Below are 17,497 nucleotides of genomic sequence, written 5' to 3'. Positions count from 1 at the left end.
GGGCGGTCACCGGGGGTAAGCGGTCTCCCACGGTGCGGGGATCGGATAGTAGTGGTCGAGGAACTGCGTGACCTTCGCGGTGCGCACTTCCAGGTCGACCTCGGGGGCGCTGCCGTCGTTGAGGCAGATGAAGTCGGTCTTGCGCTTCGCGAGCAGCGTATCGAGTTCTCGCAGGCCCGAGTGCGTCGTCGTGTCGACATAGTTCACACGGGCGGACTGCTGCTGCACCGCGCGTCCCGTCAGCAACGCGTAGTAGTGATAGAAGGAGTTCGTCACCGAGATGTTGTCGACTGCGCGGAACGGACTTCCTGCAGTTGCCATGAACTCGGTGTCGAATTCTCGCTCCATCTCCGCCACGATGCTCCGACGCAGCGGTGCCGGTGCATGTTCGAGGTGATGGGTGATCGTCACCCCGAAACGCTTTCGCAGCAGCCCTCGATTGACCCGCGCCGAGTTCTCGAAACCGCTACGTTCGCTGTGGTTCGGTCCGAGACCGATCCGAATGTCGGACTCGATGAACTTGCTGACCCCCGCCGGTGAGAAGAACACCTGGGGGTCCACCGAGCGACCGAAGAACATGTCGTCGTTGGAATACACGAAATGCTCCGCCAGTCCGGGAATGCGGTGCAGCTGCGCCTCGACGGCCTGTGAATTGTGCGTCGGCAGCATCGATTGGTCGGCGAAGAACTCCTCGCTTCGCACAAAAGTGACCCGGTCGTCGTCGGCGAGCCACTCGGGTCGATCGGAATCGGTCGCGACGAAGATCCGGCGAACCCAGGGGGCGTACATGTTCACCGAGCGAAGCGCGTACTTCAGCTCGTTGATCTGCCGGTAGCGTGCGGGGGAGTCGTCTCCCTCTCCGACCACATAGCTCTGCATGAGCTTGGCGCGCTTGGCCTGAAATGTCTTCGACGAGCCGTCGACCCACGAGAAGACGAGATCGATCTCGAACGGAAGGCCCGACGGATGCGCGTCGAACATGCCCTCGATGGTCGGCCAGACCCGTCCGTACCGCTCGACGGTGGTGGACACCAGTTCGCTGCGCAGCACCGTATTGCGTGTGAGCGCGTTCGCGCCGGGGAGTTCGAGTTCGTCGCCCCGTCGTCGCCACAGCTCGATCCCCACGCCGCTGGACGCGCCGTACCGTAGACCGCTCACAGGCTCCACCCGCGGACGATACAGCCGGAACGCGCGGGCCTTCCGCATCCGGGACAGGCGCCCGTCCGCTACGAGGACAGGTCGAAGTCCCTTCTTTCCCAGCGTTTTCGAATAGAACGGCTGGCCCGAACAGGCCGATGCCAGGCTCGCCTCGAGGATCTTCCGGTCGGCCCGATCGACAGCCAGGCAGGGGCGGTCGCCCTCTTCGCGGATCAGCGTGTACGCAATACCCGCCGTGTCGAGGACATCCCGGATGAACAGGAGGTCCTCGACCATCGCCTCGTGCGGCGTGGTCGTGGTGATGGGCAGCGCGTACCGGTCGATGGACCAGATCGGATCGAGTGGCCGATTCGGGATCGGCGCGAGTGCGGGAGTGGCCACCACACCCGGGTTCGCGGGGACATGGGACGTCGAGGGCTGTGCCTGGGTGATCGTGGAGTGCTCCGTTCGGTGAAATATTTCCGTTAGGACGTCATCCTAGTCGCAAATGTTCACCGAGAGAAGTGGGGGAAATCGCAGGTGAAACATGCTGGAAGCAAAGTTTGGTGTACGAGTGTTCGCTGAAGTTGATCCCCCAGGGGCGCCCACGGCGAAGTCCCCGCCCGAGAAGCTCGGACGGGGACCTCTGCTCGACTGTGCCGACTGCCTCAGGCGGACGCGGCCTCGCGCTCGGCGACGAGGTTGAGCGCGATGTCGACGATCATGTCTTCCTGGCCACCGACCAGCTTGCGCTTGCCGGCCTCGAGGAGCAGGGTGCGCACGTCGATGCCGTAACGGGCCGACGCCGCCTCCGCGTGACGCAGGAAGCTCGAGTACACACCGGCATAACCGAGGGTGAGGGTTTCGCGGTCGACGCGCACCGGGCGGTCCTGCAGCGGGCGGACGATGTCGTCGGCTGCATCCTGCAGCTTGAACACATCGCAGCCGTGCTTCCATTCGTACAGATCGGCGACCGCGATGAACGCCTCGATCGGGCAGTTGCCGGCACCGGCGCCGTGTCCGGCGAGCGACGCATCGACGCGGTAGACGCCCTCCTCGACGGCGATGACACTGTTCGCCACCGACAGCGACAGGTTCTCGTGAGCATGGATACCGATCTCGGTGCCCTCGTTCAGGATCTCGCGGTAGGCACGGACGCGATCGCGCACACCGCCCAGGGTCAGCCGGCCGCCGGAGTCGGTCACATAGACGCAGTGCGCGCCATACGATTCCATGAGCTTTGCCTGCTTCGCGAGCTCCTCGGCCGGAGCCATGTGGCTCATCATCAGGAAGCCCGAGACATCCATGCCGATCTCGCGGGCGGTCGCGATGTGCTGTGCGGAGACGTCGGCCTCGGTGCAGTGTGTCGCGATGCGCACCGAGCGGACACCGAGATCCCAAGCGCGCTGCAGATCGTGGACGGTACCGACACCGGGTAGCAGCAGCGTGGTCAGGCGGGCGTTCCGGAGAACCTCGGCCGCGGCCTCGATCCACTCCCAGTCGGTGTTCGAGCCCGGGCCGTAGTTCACGGAACCGCCGGCGAGACCGTCGCCGTGCGCGACCTCGATCGCGTCGACACCCGCGTCCTCGAGGGCGGAGACGATGCGCTTGACGTCGGCCGGGGTGATCCGGTGACGCACCGCGTGCATACCGTCGCGGAGGGTGACGTCCTGAACGAAGACGGTGGTGTTGCTCATCAGGCGTTGTCCTTCTTCTGTGCGATCCGCTCTGCGATCTGGAGTCCGGCGGAGGTCATGATGTCGAGGTTGCCGGCGTACGCGGGCAGGTAGTGGGCAGCGCCCTCCACTTCGAGGAAGACCGAGACCTGGTGGGTCGGGCGGTTGCCGTCGACGAGCAGTGTCTCGACCGGCTGATCCTCGGGGATCTCGGTGATCTGCACCTGCTGCTTGAGGCGGTAGCCCGGCACGTATGCCGCGACGTCGCCGACCATCTTCTCGATCGACTGACGGATCTCGTCGTGCGTGGCCGGATCCGGGGCGTCCACGAGGCAGAACACCGTGTCGCGCATGATCAGCGGCGGCTCGGCCGGGTTCAGGATGATGATGGCCTTGCCCCGGCGGGCGCCACCGACCGTCTCGATTGCCGACGACGTGGTCTCGGTGAATTCGTCGATGTTCGCTCGGGTACCGGGACCGGCCGACTTCGACGCGATCGACGCGACGATCTCGGCATACGCGACCGGCACGACGCGGGACACGGCCGCGACCATCGGGATGGTGGCCTGGCCACCGCACGTCACCATGTTCACGTTCTGCGCGTCGAGGTGCTCATCGCCGTTGACGGCGGGAACCACGAACGGGCCGATCGCGGCGGGCGTGAGGTCGATCAGTCGCTTGCCCAGCGGAGCGAGACGCTCGTTGTTCGCGATGTGCGCCTTCGCGGAGGTCGCGTCGAACACGATCTCGATCTCGTCGAAGTTCGGCAGATTCACCAGGCCTTCGACGCCTTCTGCCGTGGTGGGCACCTTCAGGCGTGCGGCGCGGGCGAGGCCGTCCGACTCGGGGTCGATACCGACCATGGCGCCCATCTCGAGAACCTCGGAGGTGCGGAGAACCTTGATCATGAGATCGGTGCCGATATTGCCCGATCCGATGATCGCAACCTTGGTCTTGCTCATGCTTGCTTTCCTTCCACGAAACGGGCTGTCACGGTGCCCAGGCCGGACACGGTGACGGAGACGGTGCTGCCTGCGGAGACGGACGCCATCGGGCCGAGTGCACCCGACAGGATCACCTGGCCCGCCTTCAGCGGCTGGCCGAGTTCGCGGGCGGTCTGTGCGAGCCAGACGACGGCTTGGATAGGGTCGCCGAGGCAGGCGGCGCCGTTGCCGGTGGAGACCTCGGTGCCGTCGATCTCCATCGACATGGTGACGTCGACGGGTTCGATCTCGTCGAGGGTGCGGCGCTCGGTGCCGAGGACGTACACACCCGAAGATGCGTTGTCGGCGACAGTGTCGCCGAACTTGATGTCCCAGTTGGCGATCCGGCTGTCGCAGATCTCGAGAGCGGCGACGGCGTACTCGATGGCGCCTCGCACCTGGGCGGTGTCGAGCGGGCCGTCGACGAGATCGGAGCCGAGCACGAACCCGACCTCACCCTCGACCTTCGGCTGGATCAGCAGGTCCATCGGGATATCGGCGCCGTTGTCGAACGCCATGTTGTCGAAGAGCACTCCGAGGTCGGGTTGACCGACACCGAGTTGTTCCTGCACGGCCTTCGAGGTCAGGCCGATCTTGCGACCCACGATGACGGCGCCCGCCTCCGTGCGGCCCTCGTTGAAACGTTGCTGAACGGCGTAGGCCGCGACGAGGTCGCTCTCGCCGATCAGGTCGCGGATCGGAGCGGTAGGGGTGCCGCTCGCGGCGGCGGACACGAGGCGGTCCGCTGCGGCGGCAATGTCCGCCTCACTGACCGCGGTGGTGTTCGTGGGGTTGCTCATGACCTCTACTGTCCTGCTTCGAGGGCTCGAGAAACAATGGTTCGTCTCACTGAGCGATACGCTGTTTTCGTGACGGCGAATCTGGACACGGTGCTCGGCAAGGCGGTGACGATCCTTCGTGCCTTCCGGCCTGACGACAACGTTCTCCCGCTGGCCGAACTCGTCCGACGCACCGAACTCCACAAGGCGACCGTCCATCGCCTCGCCGGGGAGCTGGTCGCGAACCGATTGCTCGATCGGGTCGACGGCGGATACCGCCTCAGTGGGGGACTGTTCGAACTGGGGATGCGGGCCTCCGTCGAGCGCAGCCTGCTCGAGATGGCCATGCCGTTCTTGCAGGATCTCTACGAACGCACTCACGAAACCGTGCATCTGGGTGTGCGCGACGAACTCGATGTCGTCTACGTGGTGAAGCTCGGCGGTCACCGGCAGGCGAAGTCACCGTCGCGGACCGGTGGACGAAATCCGTGGTATTGCACCGCAATCGGAAAAGCGTTGCTGGCGCATGCGGACGGAGAACTCGTCCACGAAGCGCTGTCGATGCCCAAGGTCCGTCGCACGCCGCACACGATCGTCGCCCCCGGAATTCTGCGCACGCAGCTCGAACGGGTCGTCGAGACCGGTGTCGCATTCGAGCGGGAGGAATCGGCGCTGGGCATCACATGCGTGGCTGCACCGGTGTTCGGGATCGACGACGAGGTCATTGCGGCAATCAGCGTCACCGGCCCCACTGGTCGATTCACTCCCGAAGCCCACGTCGCGGCGGTGCGCGCGGCAGCGGAAGGGCTGCGCAGCACCGTCGGGCGACGTGAACGGTTGCGCTGACCGAATCCCTTGAAGCCTTGAGGCTCTATGTACATAGATCTGCTAGGGTCAGCCCATGCCTAGAAGAGCTAGGTATAGGAGGGTCATGTTCATCGAGAAGGACCTCGTGGCTGCGTCGGCCACGCCCCTGGTACTCGGGATTCTCGCCGAGGGTGAGTCGTACGGCTACGCGATCATCAAACGCGTCAACGAGCTGTCGGACGGTCGCATGCAATGGACCGACGGCATGCTCTACCCGCTGCTGCATCGGCTCGAACGCGCCGGCTGTATCTCGGCGTCCTGGCATACCGCAGAGAACGGTCGCCGACGGAAGCACTACACGATCACCGACGCAGGCAGGAACATGCTTGCCGAACGTGCCGCACAGTGGACGGTCGTCGCTGATGCCCTGCACCGGGTGTGGGACTCCGCAGTGCTGCCACCGGCCGCAGAAGGGTGGGTGTGATGGACATCGACGCGCAGCTCGAATCTCAGATCGCGCAGTGGCGAGGATATGTCTCGGGGCATCGGGTGATCTCGACATCCGATGTCGACGAATTGGAAGAACATCTGCGAGAGCAGGTTTCGGATCTGTCGACCGCGGGACTCACGTCGAGCGAAGCATTTCTCGTCGCTGTGGGGCGGATGGGCAGCGTCGACGACATCTCCCGGGAGTTCGCACGAGAACACTCCGACCGGTTGTGGAAACAACTCGTGCTGGTCTCGGCCGATTCATACGACGACGGCAGGCGCAGACCCAGTGAACTCGGCGTGGTTCTCGCCCTCGCCGTCGCAGCAGGGCTGGTCATCAAGGCCGGGGCCGAATGGCTTCCCGAACAGGTGCTCATGCGCAGCCTGAGCGTTCTGGTGCTGCCGTTCCTCGTTGCATACTTCGCGTGGAAGCGGAACATGACCGTTCCGGGGATTGCGGCACTGGCAGCGCCGTTCGTGGCGACTGCACTGGTGTTGAACGTCTACCCGTTCGACCATGGTGGAGACACCGAGATCATTGCGGCGATTCACGCCCCGATCGTGTTGTGGCTCGTGGTCGGTGCGGCGTACGCCGGCGGTGATTGGCGTTCGGATCGCCGACGCATGGACTTCGTCCGGTTCACCGGCGAATGGATCGTCTACATGGTGTTGCTCGCGCTCGGTGGGGGAGCGCTCATGGGCCTGACGGCAGGAACGTTCGCGGCGCTGGACATCGACATCGGGTGGTTCTTCGAAGCGTGGGTCCTCCCGTTCGCGCCGGTGGGCGCGATGGTGGTGGCAGCGTGGCTCGTCGAGGCGAAGCAAGCGGTGATCGAGAACATCGCGCCCGTGCTCACCCGGGTCTTCACGCCGCTGACGATCCTCATGCTGCTCGCGTTGTTCGCAGCATTCGTCGTCGCGTTCGTCTCGTCTCAGAGCGTTCTCGACGTCGACCGGGACCTGCTCATCCTGATGGACCTGATCCTCGTCCTCGTTCTGGGATTGCTGCTGTATGCCATCTCCGCTCGCGATCCCCACGCGCTGCCCGATGTGTTCGACGTGGCTCAGATGGTCCTCGTGGTGGCGGCGCTGGCCGTCAACGTCCTGATGCTCGTCGCCATGCTCACGCGCATCGTGCAGTTCGGCTTCACGGCGAACAAGGTAGTCGCGCTCGGATTGAATCTGGTACTGCTGGTCAACCTGTGCTGGGCAGCGTGGCTGGGCATCCGATTCATTCGCGGGCGGTGCGGATTCGGCGCTGTCGAACGGTGGCAGGTGCAGTATCTGCCCGTATACGGAGCATGGGCTGCGCTGGTGGTCGTCGCGATTCCACCCTTGTTCGGCTTCGTCTGAGTCGGCCTGTCAGAGTGCGACCAGGTGCTCGACCACGTACGGCCACGGGATGCGCTCCTGCTCGATCCTCAGATTGCCCGACCGTACCCGCGCGAGCGCCTTGTATTCGTGTTCGGTCAGATGCTGCGGGACATGGTTCGCCGGCGACGATTCCGGCACCGCGAGCTCGCGCCAGCGTTCGATCGTCGCCGAATCCATCAGCAGACTGCGCACGTGCGGCAGATGTTGTCGGAAGCGATCGAGTATCGCGAAGCCGTGCGTGTCGAGATCACCCCAATACACCACGACCGAGGCCGCGAGCCACGGCACGGTGGCCAGTTCGTGCACCGAATACCCACCTCCGTGTAGTGCCACCGTGGACGGAAGGTGGGGCAGGGCGTGCAGGCCTTCCTTGTTCTCCAGCACCAATGTGGTGGAAGGCTTTACCGGCAGGGAAGACAGCTCGTGGATCGACGTCGCGAAGATTCGGGGAGCCGACGGCAGCAGCGACCGGTCACACACTGCCACGTCGCACATCCGGGGCAGTGCCCTCACCCCGAGGTCGCGATCGCCGCGCACACCCTCGAGCAACGCCTCGACCGTGCCGCGATGGCGCGACACCCATTTCGTGTCGACTCCGGGAATCGGCAACTGACGAATGAACATGCCTGACCCCGGGTTGTCTGAGAACCACCGTACGACCGCAACGAGCCGTGCGAAGTTCTCCTCGTCCATTTCGAGCCACTTCGAGTGTGTCGAGGCGATCGCAGCAGCGAGCAGCGACGTGCCCGGTGCGAGCACGTCAGTCAGATGTTGTCGCCGGGCGGTGACGGTACGCCACTCGGGTGTGCGTCCGGCGGCCTCGGCGATTTCGGAGGCGCCACGCAACACGAGACGAACCGGTACCTCCTGGCGACCGAAGCTTCGCCATCGACGCAGCTCCCACTCGACGGTGCCGGGTCCGGAATACGCATGCCACGAGCGGACCCATGCCACGACAGCGTCGGGATCGTTCGCGACAGCAGCTTCGGCCGGTGGGTGCAATGCGATCGACAAGCTATCCGGTCCGCCGAGTTCTGGCTCTGCAACCCACCTTCCACGCCGGTGAGTGTAGGTGGTCCGGGCCTTACCGGCCACAGCCGACGGCGGCACGCACTTCACGGCTGAGCCTCGCCGGCGTCGCGGATCGGTAGCAAGGCCAACTGCGAGTACTTCTTGTCTCGAATGCTCACTGTCGCGACACCGTCGACGTAGTCGTCGAGTGTCTGCAGAAGCTTCAGTGGTGTCGCGAGCACCATGTGGAACCCGAACTGTGTGAACACATCCAGAGCACGCCGCGTGTATGCAGGGTCGGCACGGTCGAATGCCTCGTCGAGGATCACCGTTCCGTACCGCGGCAACTCCGCGCCGGCAGGGGCCAGTTGATACCGCAGCGCGGCCGCAAGGCAGAAGAACACCAGTTTCTGCGCCTGCCCGCCGGACAACCCCGAACTCGAATCGTGATAGTTGGTGTCGTGGCCTTCAGGATCAACCTCGACACCGATGAACCCGACGTGCAGGCGTGTGTCGAGCACAAGGTTTCTCCAACGGAGATCCGCCGGCTCCCCGGAATCCAGACGTTCGAGAACCGCAGCCATCCGATCGAATCGCCGCTCCGCTGCGGTGCGATCCTCCTCCTTCCACGAACCGCTGACGATCCCGACCAGTTCGGTGAGGAACTCGGACGCGGCAGGGGAGCGACGGTCCTTGACGTCGATCCGCAGCGTCCTGTCGGTATCGAACGGCGAGCGTCGCAGCGACTCGTTCACCGGTTCGATGCGCGACCGAATCTCACCCGCAGCCTTCTGGATCGCTCGTGTCAGTTCGCCGATGTTGCGATGCGACTGATCGCTGAGGAGGCGGAAGAACTCGTCCTCATACGCGGGCAGACCGTCGTTGCGCAACCGCGCCAACACAGCCAGCGCATCGTCCACGTACTCGGCGTCCGGCCGCATCTCGGCCCGCCTCGATTCCCACTCGGCGAGATACACGATGAGGATGCGGGTGATCGCCTGCTCGGCGTCGGACGTCGTCCGCCCCGCGGCGCGCAGTTCCTCGCCGATCGCGCGTCCTACCGTATGCAGGGTGCGGTCGATATTGTCGGCGGTCACTCGGCGCACGGCTGCGGAAAACCGTGCTCGAATCCGACTGGCGACTGCATCGGGAACACTTCCTGCACCATCGTTGCAGGCGTCATCGAGCCGCTTCTGCAGGCCATCGAGTTCGGCGCGATGCGTGTCGAGCTTCGCCCGTGCCGCCGACTGCGCCTCGCGTGCAGCTCGCCCCTCGAGTTCGGCGCGTTCGAGGTCGACGGTCAGGGCCGCGTATTCGGCGCTGCTCTGCAGCCACTGCTGCAGCCGCTCGTCTACCGTCGCGAGGTTGCTTTCGGCGGACTCGACATCGATGTCCGCCCACGAAATCTCACGGATCGTCGCTGCAGCGTGCCGCCGCCGCGCAATCTCCGATTCGACCCGATCGAGACTTTCCTCGCGTCGTTCGAGCCCGGAAATCTCTTGCTCGGCCGCTGCGATACGGTCGCGCAGACCGGCGAGTTTCGCCTCGTTGTCGAAGCCGAGAACCCAGCGGCTCCGATCGTCGATCCTGCGACGGTCGTCCTTCTCGAACCTGTCGCCGCCGTGCTTGACCTGCCCGGCCCGGGTCACCCCGCGGGGCACCCGCCGCAGTTCGTCGGAGGTGTCGACGCACACGTAGTCGAAACGCTCCGCGAGGTGATGCCGGATCCACGTGGTCAGGGAACCCGCGCGCACGTCGATCTTGCGCACGAGAGAACCGTCGGCGGTGCTGGGCGGATCCGGCGGCGTCGCGGCGGCTCGAACCCGTCGATACACCACTCGGGTACCGAGGTGATGGGCGTCGATCGCGGCCGCGACCCTCGGATGGAGCTCGTCGGGCACCAGCAGAGTACGACCGAATCCGCCCAGTACACGTTCGATCGGCCCGGTCCATGCGGAGTGATCTGCGAGCACCTCGATCAACTCACCCGCGAACGGCAGTACGTCCTCGCCGAGCCCTGCCGCCGAACACACCAACTCGCGAGCACGAAGCAGAGCGGGATCCAAGTTGGACCGGCGTTTCGCCAGCATTTCGCGGTCGGCAACCAGGCTTCTTGTACGCGTGCGGAGTTCGGAGAGTGCGCCGATCACCTCGTGCCGCTCCGCGCGGCGCCCCTCGGTCGTCGCATCCATGTCGCGGAGTTCCGTGTCGAGCTGGGCCTGCAGATGCGCAAATTCGTCGGCGGTGCCGGGAGGCGATGCTTCCCACACGGCAAGCGCCGAGTCGAATCGTGTGCGCTGCCGACCAACACGATCGATGTCGCTGGCGGCGGTGTCGCGTTGCGCGCGCAGGGTAGCGAGACGGCCATCGCCCGAACCTTCGAGCCGGACGCGTAGATCGAGAGTGCGTTCGGCGGCACGATCGGCTTCGTCGGTCGTCTTGTCGGCCGCGGCCTGCAGAAGCCCGGTCTGTGCTTTCGCCTCGTCGAGTCGCTCGGAGATCAGTTGCACGGTCATCTCGACGTGGACCGCATCGAGATGGTCCGATTCGTCTTGCAGGTCGTGCTGTGCCTGTAGACCGCTGCTGCGGGCGACGGCCAGACCGACAAGCGGATCCAGAATCTCCACCTGGCGTCGCGCGTCGACGACCACGCGGTGCGCTTCCCGCAGGTCGCGGAACTGGGTGGTGGCGCGCTCCGCGATGGCATATGTGCTGGGTTCGTCGAGCATGTAGTCGCGCAGCAACTGGTCGAGGCTGTTGAGACTCTTGGCAGACAGGGTGCGATGCAGCAGGCGTTGTGCAGCCTCCGACGAGATGCCGAGTCGGGTGCGGAAGGTGCGGGCGAACGGTGCGTAACTCGGGTTCACAGCGGCGTCGGGCCAGTGTTTACGAATCGCCCGGGTATCGATTCCGCGGGTGACGAACGGTTCGAACTCGGTGAGTTCGATGTCGCCGTCGAGAATCAGATGCAGATGCGACACATCGCTGTTCGTGTTGGCCCCCCGTTTGAGATGCATGAGCTTGACCAACATCACCGGTGCGGTGTCGTCGCCGACGCGGTACGTCAACGCGACCGCGCTCCACGTCGCGCCGGTCCGCAGATACGACGCCGTGAGCGCATCGGTGTCGCTGTCGGCCTCTCTGCGCCACGCGCCGCGGATGTAGCTGACGAAGTTGCGGCCGGAACCGGCAGCCGATTCCTGCGCGGCCGCGTTGAACCGCACGCTGCCGCCGGGCATGAGCACTGTCGAGATCGCATCGATCAACGTGGACTTACCCGACCCTGACGCACCGGTGATGAGAAAACCCTTGCGTGCCACCGGAACATCGTGGTGACCGTGCAACGTGCCCCAATTGACCACCTGAACACGCGCCAGGCGGAATTGGCCAGGATGAATAGCTGGGCCCGTCACGACTCGTTCTCCTCGACGATGCTTCGGAACTCCGCCTCTACCGCGGCGACCTGGTCTGCGTCGAACAGCTGCCGCAGCACCGGGGAGACCTCCATGCGTCCCTCGGTGGAGGTGGGCGCCAGCAAGGAGTATTTCTTGAGCTTTTCCCACGATGAATTGACGCGCCGGCGGAACCCAACGGGATCGGTACTCGTCGCGGCGCGATACATCTCGAGCTGCCCGACGACTTCGTCGAAGTCGACGATGACACGGTCGCCGGGCTGTGCGCGCAGCAACCGGTGCCGCAACGTCAGCAGCATCACGGTGTCCATGAAGGTCAGTCGCTCCGTCCGCAGCACCGTTGGGGTCTTGTGGTCGCCGGTGTCCGCCGGCCGCGTGAACGCGAGCAGTTCGTCCTCGTCGATCACGAGGTCGAGGAAGACGTCGGCGAGTCTCGACCGCAGGACCCTCTCGTCGCGGATCACTGTGCGCCACACCTCGGGATGTTTGGCTGCGGTGATCAGCGGGCCCTTGAGTAGCTGCACGAGCGCGCGTCGTGCGTCGAGGTCGAGCTCTCCGGTGTCGCCGGGATACAGCCCTGGAGAACTGTTCATGACACCCCCGCTTCCGGAAAAGTGGGATCGGTGGGATCGAAGAGATAGCGTCGCACCGTCGCGACACGTGTCCCGCCCCGCGGAGACGTCCACTCGATACTCTCGGTGCCGTCGACACGATGCCCGTGTTCCGACGCGAGGACAAGCAGACCGACGGCGCTTGCCAGACCCTGTGTCGCCGGGTGGTCGCACAGGACCTCGCCGATCGTCGCGCTGCCCCGGGCACGCATCGTCGCGGCTACATTGGCTGCCAGTTCGTCCATATCGATCTCGGATTCGCGGACGATGCGACGCAGATCGTCGAGATCGACCTCGCCCGTCGTGTTCGACACCACGGGCTCGGCAACCAGGTCGTCGGCCGGGTTGTGCAACTGCAGTGCGGCGACGGAATCGATACTCATGCCGATCCGGACCAGTTCGAGATCCAGCTGGTCGTACGGTTTGCGTAGCTCCGACACCTGCAGAGCGTGCTGCTGGGTGGTCCGCAGCAGTCGCTGTAGACGGCGATGCTCCTCGTAGTGGCGTGATTGCACGAAATGCCGCAGTGACCGCGACAGCGACGTCATCGTCGCGTGCACCTCACTGCCGGATTCTTCCATCTCGCTGAGCAAGGACCGGAACCGCCGACGTTGCTCGAGGTCGAGCAACTGCGCGAACGGACGCTGAAGTACGGTGTCGATCCATTCGTCGATCTGCGACGAGCGCTCCGGGTCGATGATCATGTCGTAGAAACCGGTGAAGCTTCGCCCCGCGTCCGAGCTGCCGATCAGGTCGACGCCGCGGAACACCTCGCCGAGCGTGTCTCCGCGCTCGCCGTCGTCGTCCAGAATGCGAGCGCGAAGCTCCCGATTGAGACCCTCGAGTTCGGCGCGGACCCGCGCGAAGTCGCCGGGGATCTCGCCTGCCAGCGCGAGGATCTCCCTGGAGCGCTCCGCCGCCCGTGTGCCATCGAGCACCGAGAATTCGCCGGATTCGACGGCTGCGATCTGCCGATCCAGCTCGTCCCGTTCGGCCCGCAACGCTGCCAGCCGTGTTTCGCTGCGCGGATCGGAGTCGCGGGCGAGCGCCTGCAACTGCCCAGCGAGCGTGGTCAGGCGGGATTCGGTGACCGAGCTGGTGGCGCTCGTCAGCCCCGACACGAAGGTGAGCGCGGCGAACGTCGACTCCGTGGGTTCGAGCGTCTCCTCGCGCGTATCGGAACTGGCGCGGCGCAGCAGATACCCGGCGCGCACCCAGTCGGCGCAGTATGCCTGGCCGGTACGGGGAAGATCGAAACCTTCGTCGCGCAGGATCTGAAGGTCGGCGTCGAGCAATCCGAACAGGTCGGGTGCCGGGACGCGTCGCGTGCCGTGATCGAAATGCGAGCCCAACAGCGCCAGTACCACGGCGGCATTGTCGGATCGCAGCAACGACCATGCCTGATGTTCCTTCTGCAGGCGCACCAGGCGGTGAAGATCGGCTGTGGACACGGCATTCCTTTCGGTGATCGCGACCATGCTGGCACATGACACCGACATCCCCGCCCACTCGGGACCAATTGCTGTAGCAGCCGCTTCCCGGAGATGACACCCTGGATCCTGGACCACACCTATCGGCGGGAGGGCCGAGACAATGAAGGCACTGGTGTTCCACGGACCGGGCAAGCGAGCCTGGGAAGACGTCCCCGACCCACACATCCAAGACCCGACCGACGCGATCGTGCGCGTCGATGCGGTCACCATCTGCGGAACCGACCTGCACATTCTCGGTGGTGACGTCCCCGAGGTGACGGACGGCCGCATCCTCGGCCACGAAGCCGTCGGCACCGTCGTCGAAGTAGGCCCCGGCGTGCAGACCCTGTCACCCGGCGACCGGGTGCTGGTCTCCTGCGTGACCGCGTGCGGACGCTGCCGCTACTGCCGCGACACCAGCTACGGCCAATGCCTCGGCGGTGGCGGCTGGATACTCGGACATCTCATCGACGGCACCCAGGCCGAGCAGGTGCGCGTGCCGTTCGCCGACAACTCCACCCACCGCGTCCCCGGCGGGGTGAGCGACGAACAGATGCTCATGCTCGCCGATATCCTTCCGACCTCCTACGAGGTAGGGGTGCTGAACGGGAAGGTGAGACCGGCGGACGTCGTCGTCATCATCGGCGCCGGACCCATCGGGCTTGCCGCGATCCTCGCGGCAAAGCTGATGAGTCCCAGTCACATAGTCGCCGTCGACCTCGCCGACAGCAGACTCGATGCGGCGAGATCGTTCGGCGCCGACGTCGTCGTCAACAGTGGCCGCGACGACGTCGCCGCGATCGTCCGCGACCTCACCGGCGGCCTCGGTGCCGACGTCACCATGGAAGCCGTCGGGATCCCGTCCACCTTCGAGCAGGCGGTCGCGCTGGTGCGGCCCGGTGGGCACGTCGCCAACATCGGGGTGCACGGAAAGCCCGCGACCCTGCACCTCGAGGACATCTGGATCAAGAACCTCACCATCACCACCGGTCTCGTCGACACCTACTCGACACCGACCCTGATCGGGCTGGTCGACAGCGGCAGGCTCGACACCTCGTCGATGATCACGCACCGGTTCGTGCTGGATCAGTTCGAGGAGGCCTACGACGTGTTCTCCCGTGCCGGTGAGACCGGTGCGCTCAAGGTGTTGCTCACGGCCTCGTCGTAAGGGGTTCGTGCGCCACGTCGGCGTGGGGCGGGGTCGGCGGTCCGAACGGTTGCGCGAGCACCGCACCCCAATCTCGCCAGACCGGGCACGGCGGGGGCGGCCGGAGATTCAAGAACCGGATTGCGGCGTCCTCGAACTGCGGCGACTTCGGCAGGTGCGGGTGTGCGACCCGTGCGGGGCACCCATTGCGTTCGACGTTCAAGCGCCGGCCGTGGGGCATGAGCGGAGGATCGGTGGTCGACGTCAACGACAACGCAGGGGCGTCCATCGGTTGCGCGAAGATCGCCTCTGCCGCTCCCGCCGTCGCCAGCAGGTCGCGAGCCGCAGGGGTGTCGGGGTCGAAGTTGAAGTGGATGAGGTCGGTGATCGGGGCTGCCCAGCGCAGCAGATCCCCGAGTACCGCTCTCGGCGCGCGCACCCCCGGCGGCGGATAGCCGAGCGGTGTACTCGCAAACGGCCCCACGAGCAGAAGCGCATCCGCCTCGACCCGCCCGGCCGCGACGGCATCCCACACCACCCACGCCGCATGCGAATGCGCCGCGACGACGAGGGGTCGTGGCAGCGGTTCGGCCTGCTCGACGAACAGGTCGACCTGCCGTGCGAACGCGACTTGGGTGTCGCCCGGCTCATACGGTGCGCCCGTCCGGATCGGGCACGTCGCGTCGCGTTGCGGTTGTCCGTCACCCGGCCCGGCATACGAGAAGTAATACACCTGATCGCAGGTGTATCCGAGCCGATGGACGTCTGTCGCGTGGATCGCACCACGCCCGGATTTCGAGTTGATGCCCGACAGGATCAGCAACGACCCCGCCTGCCTCGGCCCCTGCTCCGGTGTGTCGTAGCTGCGGGTCGCGACGAAGACGGTCCACGACGCCGCGAACACCGCGACGGTTGCAGCGAGCGCCACAAGCGGCCGGCGAACCGGCGGACGCTCCATCATGCGTACCGCAACAAGCGTGACCATCGCAGACACGGGAACCAACGGGATCGCCGACCACATATCGGCGACAGCCCCGAGCAGGACGATCGCCGCGCAGTACGTAATCATCACCTCGACCCGCAATCCACGTCGCCATGCCAGGGCCATCGACGACAGCAGCGTGTCGGCGCCCTGCCACGGCACCGGGCCGAAGATCAGGACCATCGCGGCGATCAGGGTGACGGCAGGCCAGAAGATCCGCGAGTAGAGCACCGCGTACGACGCAGTGGCGGAGAACGCGGCGAGGGCGATCGGTGCGAACGCGATCGCGTAGAAGGTCAGCGCGAGACGCCAGCGGTGTATGCCGCCCATCAGCCACGCCAGCAGCGCGATCCTGCACGCACCGACAACTGTGAGCAGGAAGAGGAACTGGGGCCACGAATCGGTGGCCACCAGCAGCACCCGCAGATCAGCGAACATGTCCAGCGGAGGCAACGCCACCAGGTGCACCAGGCCCGGCCAGGTGGGGATCACTCCCGTCCAGGCCAGGAGCACGACCAGCACCGTGGTCGCCGCGAACGGCCACCAGCGCGTGCGAATCATCGTCGTATCCATCGGGTCCCCGTCGCCCCCTCGACTGTAGGCCGAAACGGTGGCGTTATTGCGCTCGATCGAGTGCCCACATCCGGTGCCGGGCGACAGCGCGCTCGAACCGACGCACAACCACCTCGAAGGTCTCCAACTCCTCCGGATCCCAGCGGACGACCTCGAGACCCAGGTCGCGCAGCCCGTCTTCCCACCGCCTCTCGTCGATGAGGTCTTGTGGCTCGGTGAACTTCTCGTGGCCGTCGAACTCTCCGACAACCCCGAGGTCTTCCCAGTAGAAATCGACGCGAACACGTCGACCGTCGAAAGTGACGAGTTCGCGTTGGAGGTCGGGGGCGGGCAGGCCGTATTCGTGTATCCGGATCCTCGACAGCGACTCGCCGATGCTCTCGCTACGGCCGTCCAGGAACTGCAACACCGACGCCGCCGACACCAGCCCGTAGCGGCAGCGGGACGCCTCGAGCACGCGGGGAATCTGCGTTGCAGCCCGCGGGTCGAAACGCAGTGCCGCATCTCCGACGGCGATGGCCTGGTCGCGGGGGAGAGTCCGGGCGAGGTCGACGACGGTGCGGGCAACCGACGTCACCGGAACGCCGAGCACCTGCGTGATCTCCCCGTCGTCCCAATTCGTGGTGTGTGCGTGCAGACCGGACGTCACACGGCCACTGCGGCTGGGAGGACGCGAGACGTGGACGCGGCGCAGCGGCACGTCCCACACGTCGATGCCGTGTAGCACCGCGGCCGAGATATGGCTGATCGCCTCGTCGGTGTCCAGACCGGAAGCGATGTGTCGCGCGTGCACGCGGTGACGCCGGACCGGTCCGAGCGCATCGAAGTCCTTGCGCCACAGATACAGTCCGTGAGCGATGCAGGCAAGCTCGCCCGAGCGCAACGCCTTACCGATGTGGTGCTCGGACATGCCCGTCGCGGCGAGTGATTTCCTGGTGAGTCCCCGTGGTTCGTACATGAGCGGATACTCCCGCTCGACGAGCCGCGTGGGCATCGAAAATCGCGTTCCTGCCGAATCTGTGGATGAAATATGCGCCTGTGGA

General features: G+C 65.6%; 14 protein-coding genes. 4 read left to right on the top strand and 10 right to left on the bottom strand.

Translation table 11 applies throughout. The features are described 5' to 3' along the window. Nucleotides 1–6 precede the first annotated feature (6 nt). The 4 genes from EV641_RS07445 to EV641_RS07430 all read right to left on the bottom strand — a co-directional run bounded on the left by EV641_RS07445 (nucleotide 7) and on the right by EV641_RS07430 (nucleotide 4,596). Nucleotides 7–1,434 (bottom strand): stealth family protein, encoded by a 1,428-nt coding sequence (locus EV641_RS07445; RefSeq protein ID WP_199233179.1) that lies wholly within the window; start codon nucleotides 1,432–1,434, stop codon nucleotides 7–9. Between the two features lie 371 nt (nucleotides 1,435–1,805). Beyond that, nucleotides 1,806–2,834, bottom strand: a complete 1,029-nt coding sequence (gene dmpG, locus EV641_RS07440) for a 4-hydroxy-2-oxovalerate aldolase (RefSeq protein WP_132471319.1) — start codon at nucleotides 2,832–2,834, stop codon at nucleotides 1,806–1,808. After that, nucleotides 2,834–3,775: an acetaldehyde dehydrogenase (acetylating) gene (locus EV641_RS07435; protein ID WP_132471318.1), complete on the bottom strand. Its 942-nt coding sequence runs from the start codon at nucleotides 3,773–3,775 to the stop codon at nucleotides 2,834–2,836. The genes dmpG and EV641_RS07435 overlap by 1 nt, the downstream gene beginning before the upstream one ends. Continuing rightward, nucleotides 3,772–4,596 carry a fumarylacetoacetate hydrolase family protein gene (locus EV641_RS07430; protein WP_132471317.1) on the bottom strand — a complete coding sequence of 275 codons (825 nt, stop codon included), beginning with the start codon at nucleotides 4,594–4,596 and terminating at the stop codon, nucleotides 3,772–3,774. The genes EV641_RS07435 and EV641_RS07430 overlap by 4 nt, the downstream gene beginning before the upstream one ends. Before the next feature lie 36 nt (nucleotides 4,597–4,632). Here EV641_RS07430 and EV641_RS07425 point away from each other — a divergent pair, with 36 nt between their 5' ends. The 3 genes from EV641_RS07425 to EV641_RS07415 all read left to right on the top strand — a co-directional run bounded on the left by EV641_RS07425 (nucleotide 4,633) and on the right by EV641_RS07415 (nucleotide 7,224). Continuing rightward, the gene (locus EV641_RS07425) at nucleotides 4,633–5,421 is read left to right on the top strand and encodes an IclR family transcriptional regulator (RefSeq protein ID WP_054713175.1); all 789 of its coding nucleotides are present in this window, start codon (nucleotides 4,633–4,635) and stop codon (nucleotides 5,419–5,421) included. An 85-nt stretch (nucleotides 5,422–5,506) separates the two neighbouring features. Continuing rightward, a complete protein-coding gene (locus EV641_RS07420; protein ID WP_054713176.1) occupies nucleotides 5,507–5,866 on the top strand; it encodes a PadR family transcriptional regulator in 360 nt (119 codons plus the stop codon). Then, entirely contained in the window at nucleotides 5,866–7,224 is a 1,359-nt protein-coding gene (locus EV641_RS07415) for a permease prefix domain 1-containing protein (protein ID WP_132471316.1), read from the top strand. The genes EV641_RS07420 and EV641_RS07415 overlap by 1 nt, the downstream gene beginning before the upstream one ends. A gap of 9 nt (nucleotides 7,225–7,233) precedes the next feature. Here EV641_RS07415 and EV641_RS07410 read toward each other — a convergent pair whose 3' ends face one another. From EV641_RS07410 to EV641_RS07395, 4 genes are read right to left on the bottom strand one after another with little or no spacing between them, the layout of a single operon-like run. After that, nucleotides 7,234–8,340 carry a DUF3322 domain-containing protein gene (locus EV641_RS07410; protein WP_241996921.1) on the bottom strand — a complete coding sequence of 369 codons (1,107 nt, stop codon included), beginning with the start codon at nucleotides 8,338–8,340 and terminating at the stop codon, nucleotides 7,234–7,236. A 20-nt stretch (nucleotides 8,341–8,360) separates the two neighbouring features. Then, a complete protein-coding gene (locus tag EV641_RS07405; protein ID WP_132471314.1) occupies nucleotides 8,361–11,669 on the bottom strand; it encodes an ATP-binding protein in 3,309 nt (1,102 codons plus the stop codon). Continuing rightward, nucleotides 11,666–12,262 carry a DUF4194 domain-containing protein gene (locus tag EV641_RS07400; RefSeq protein WP_054713178.1) on the bottom strand — a complete coding sequence of 199 codons (597 nt, stop codon included), beginning with the start codon at nucleotides 12,260–12,262 and terminating at the stop codon, nucleotides 11,666–11,668. Before EV641_RS07400 ends, EV641_RS07405 begins: the two co-directional genes overlap by 4 nt. Continuing rightward, nucleotides 12,259–13,758, bottom strand: coding sequence for a DUF3375 domain-containing protein (locus tag EV641_RS07395; RefSeq protein ID WP_199233172.1), 1,500 nt, complete (start codon nucleotides 13,756–13,758; stop codon nucleotides 12,259–12,261). The genes EV641_RS07400 and EV641_RS07395 overlap by 4 nt, the downstream gene beginning before the upstream one ends. Nucleotides 13,759–13,873: 115 nt before the next feature. Here EV641_RS07395 and EV641_RS07390 point away from each other — a divergent pair, with 115 nt between their 5' ends. Next, a complete protein-coding gene (locus EV641_RS07390; RefSeq protein ID WP_054713179.1) occupies nucleotides 13,874–14,920 on the top strand; it encodes a zinc-dependent alcohol dehydrogenase family protein in 1,047 nt (348 codons plus the stop codon). Here EV641_RS07390 and EV641_RS07385 read toward each other — a convergent pair. After that, nucleotides 14,904–16,442: a hypothetical protein gene (locus EV641_RS07385; RefSeq protein ID WP_132471313.1), complete on the bottom strand. Its 1,539-nt coding sequence runs from the start codon at nucleotides 16,440–16,442 to the stop codon at nucleotides 14,904–14,906. The genes EV641_RS07390 and EV641_RS07385 overlap by 17 nt on opposite strands. A gap of 55 nt (nucleotides 16,443–16,497) precedes the next feature. After that, complete coding sequence (locus tag EV641_RS07380) at nucleotides 16,498–17,448, bottom strand: hypothetical protein (protein WP_347238226.1); 951 nt, start codon at nucleotides 17,446–17,448, stop codon at nucleotides 16,498–16,500. Between the last annotated feature and the right edge of the window lie 49 nt (nucleotides 17,449–17,497).

This window comes from Rhodococcus sp. SMB37, from assembly GCF_004345605.1.
In the GTDB taxonomy this organism is placed as follows: Bacteria; Actinomycetota; Actinomycetes; order Mycobacteriales; family Mycobacteriaceae; genus Rhodococcus.
This window is presented reverse-complemented; position numbering and strand designations above follow the sequence as displayed.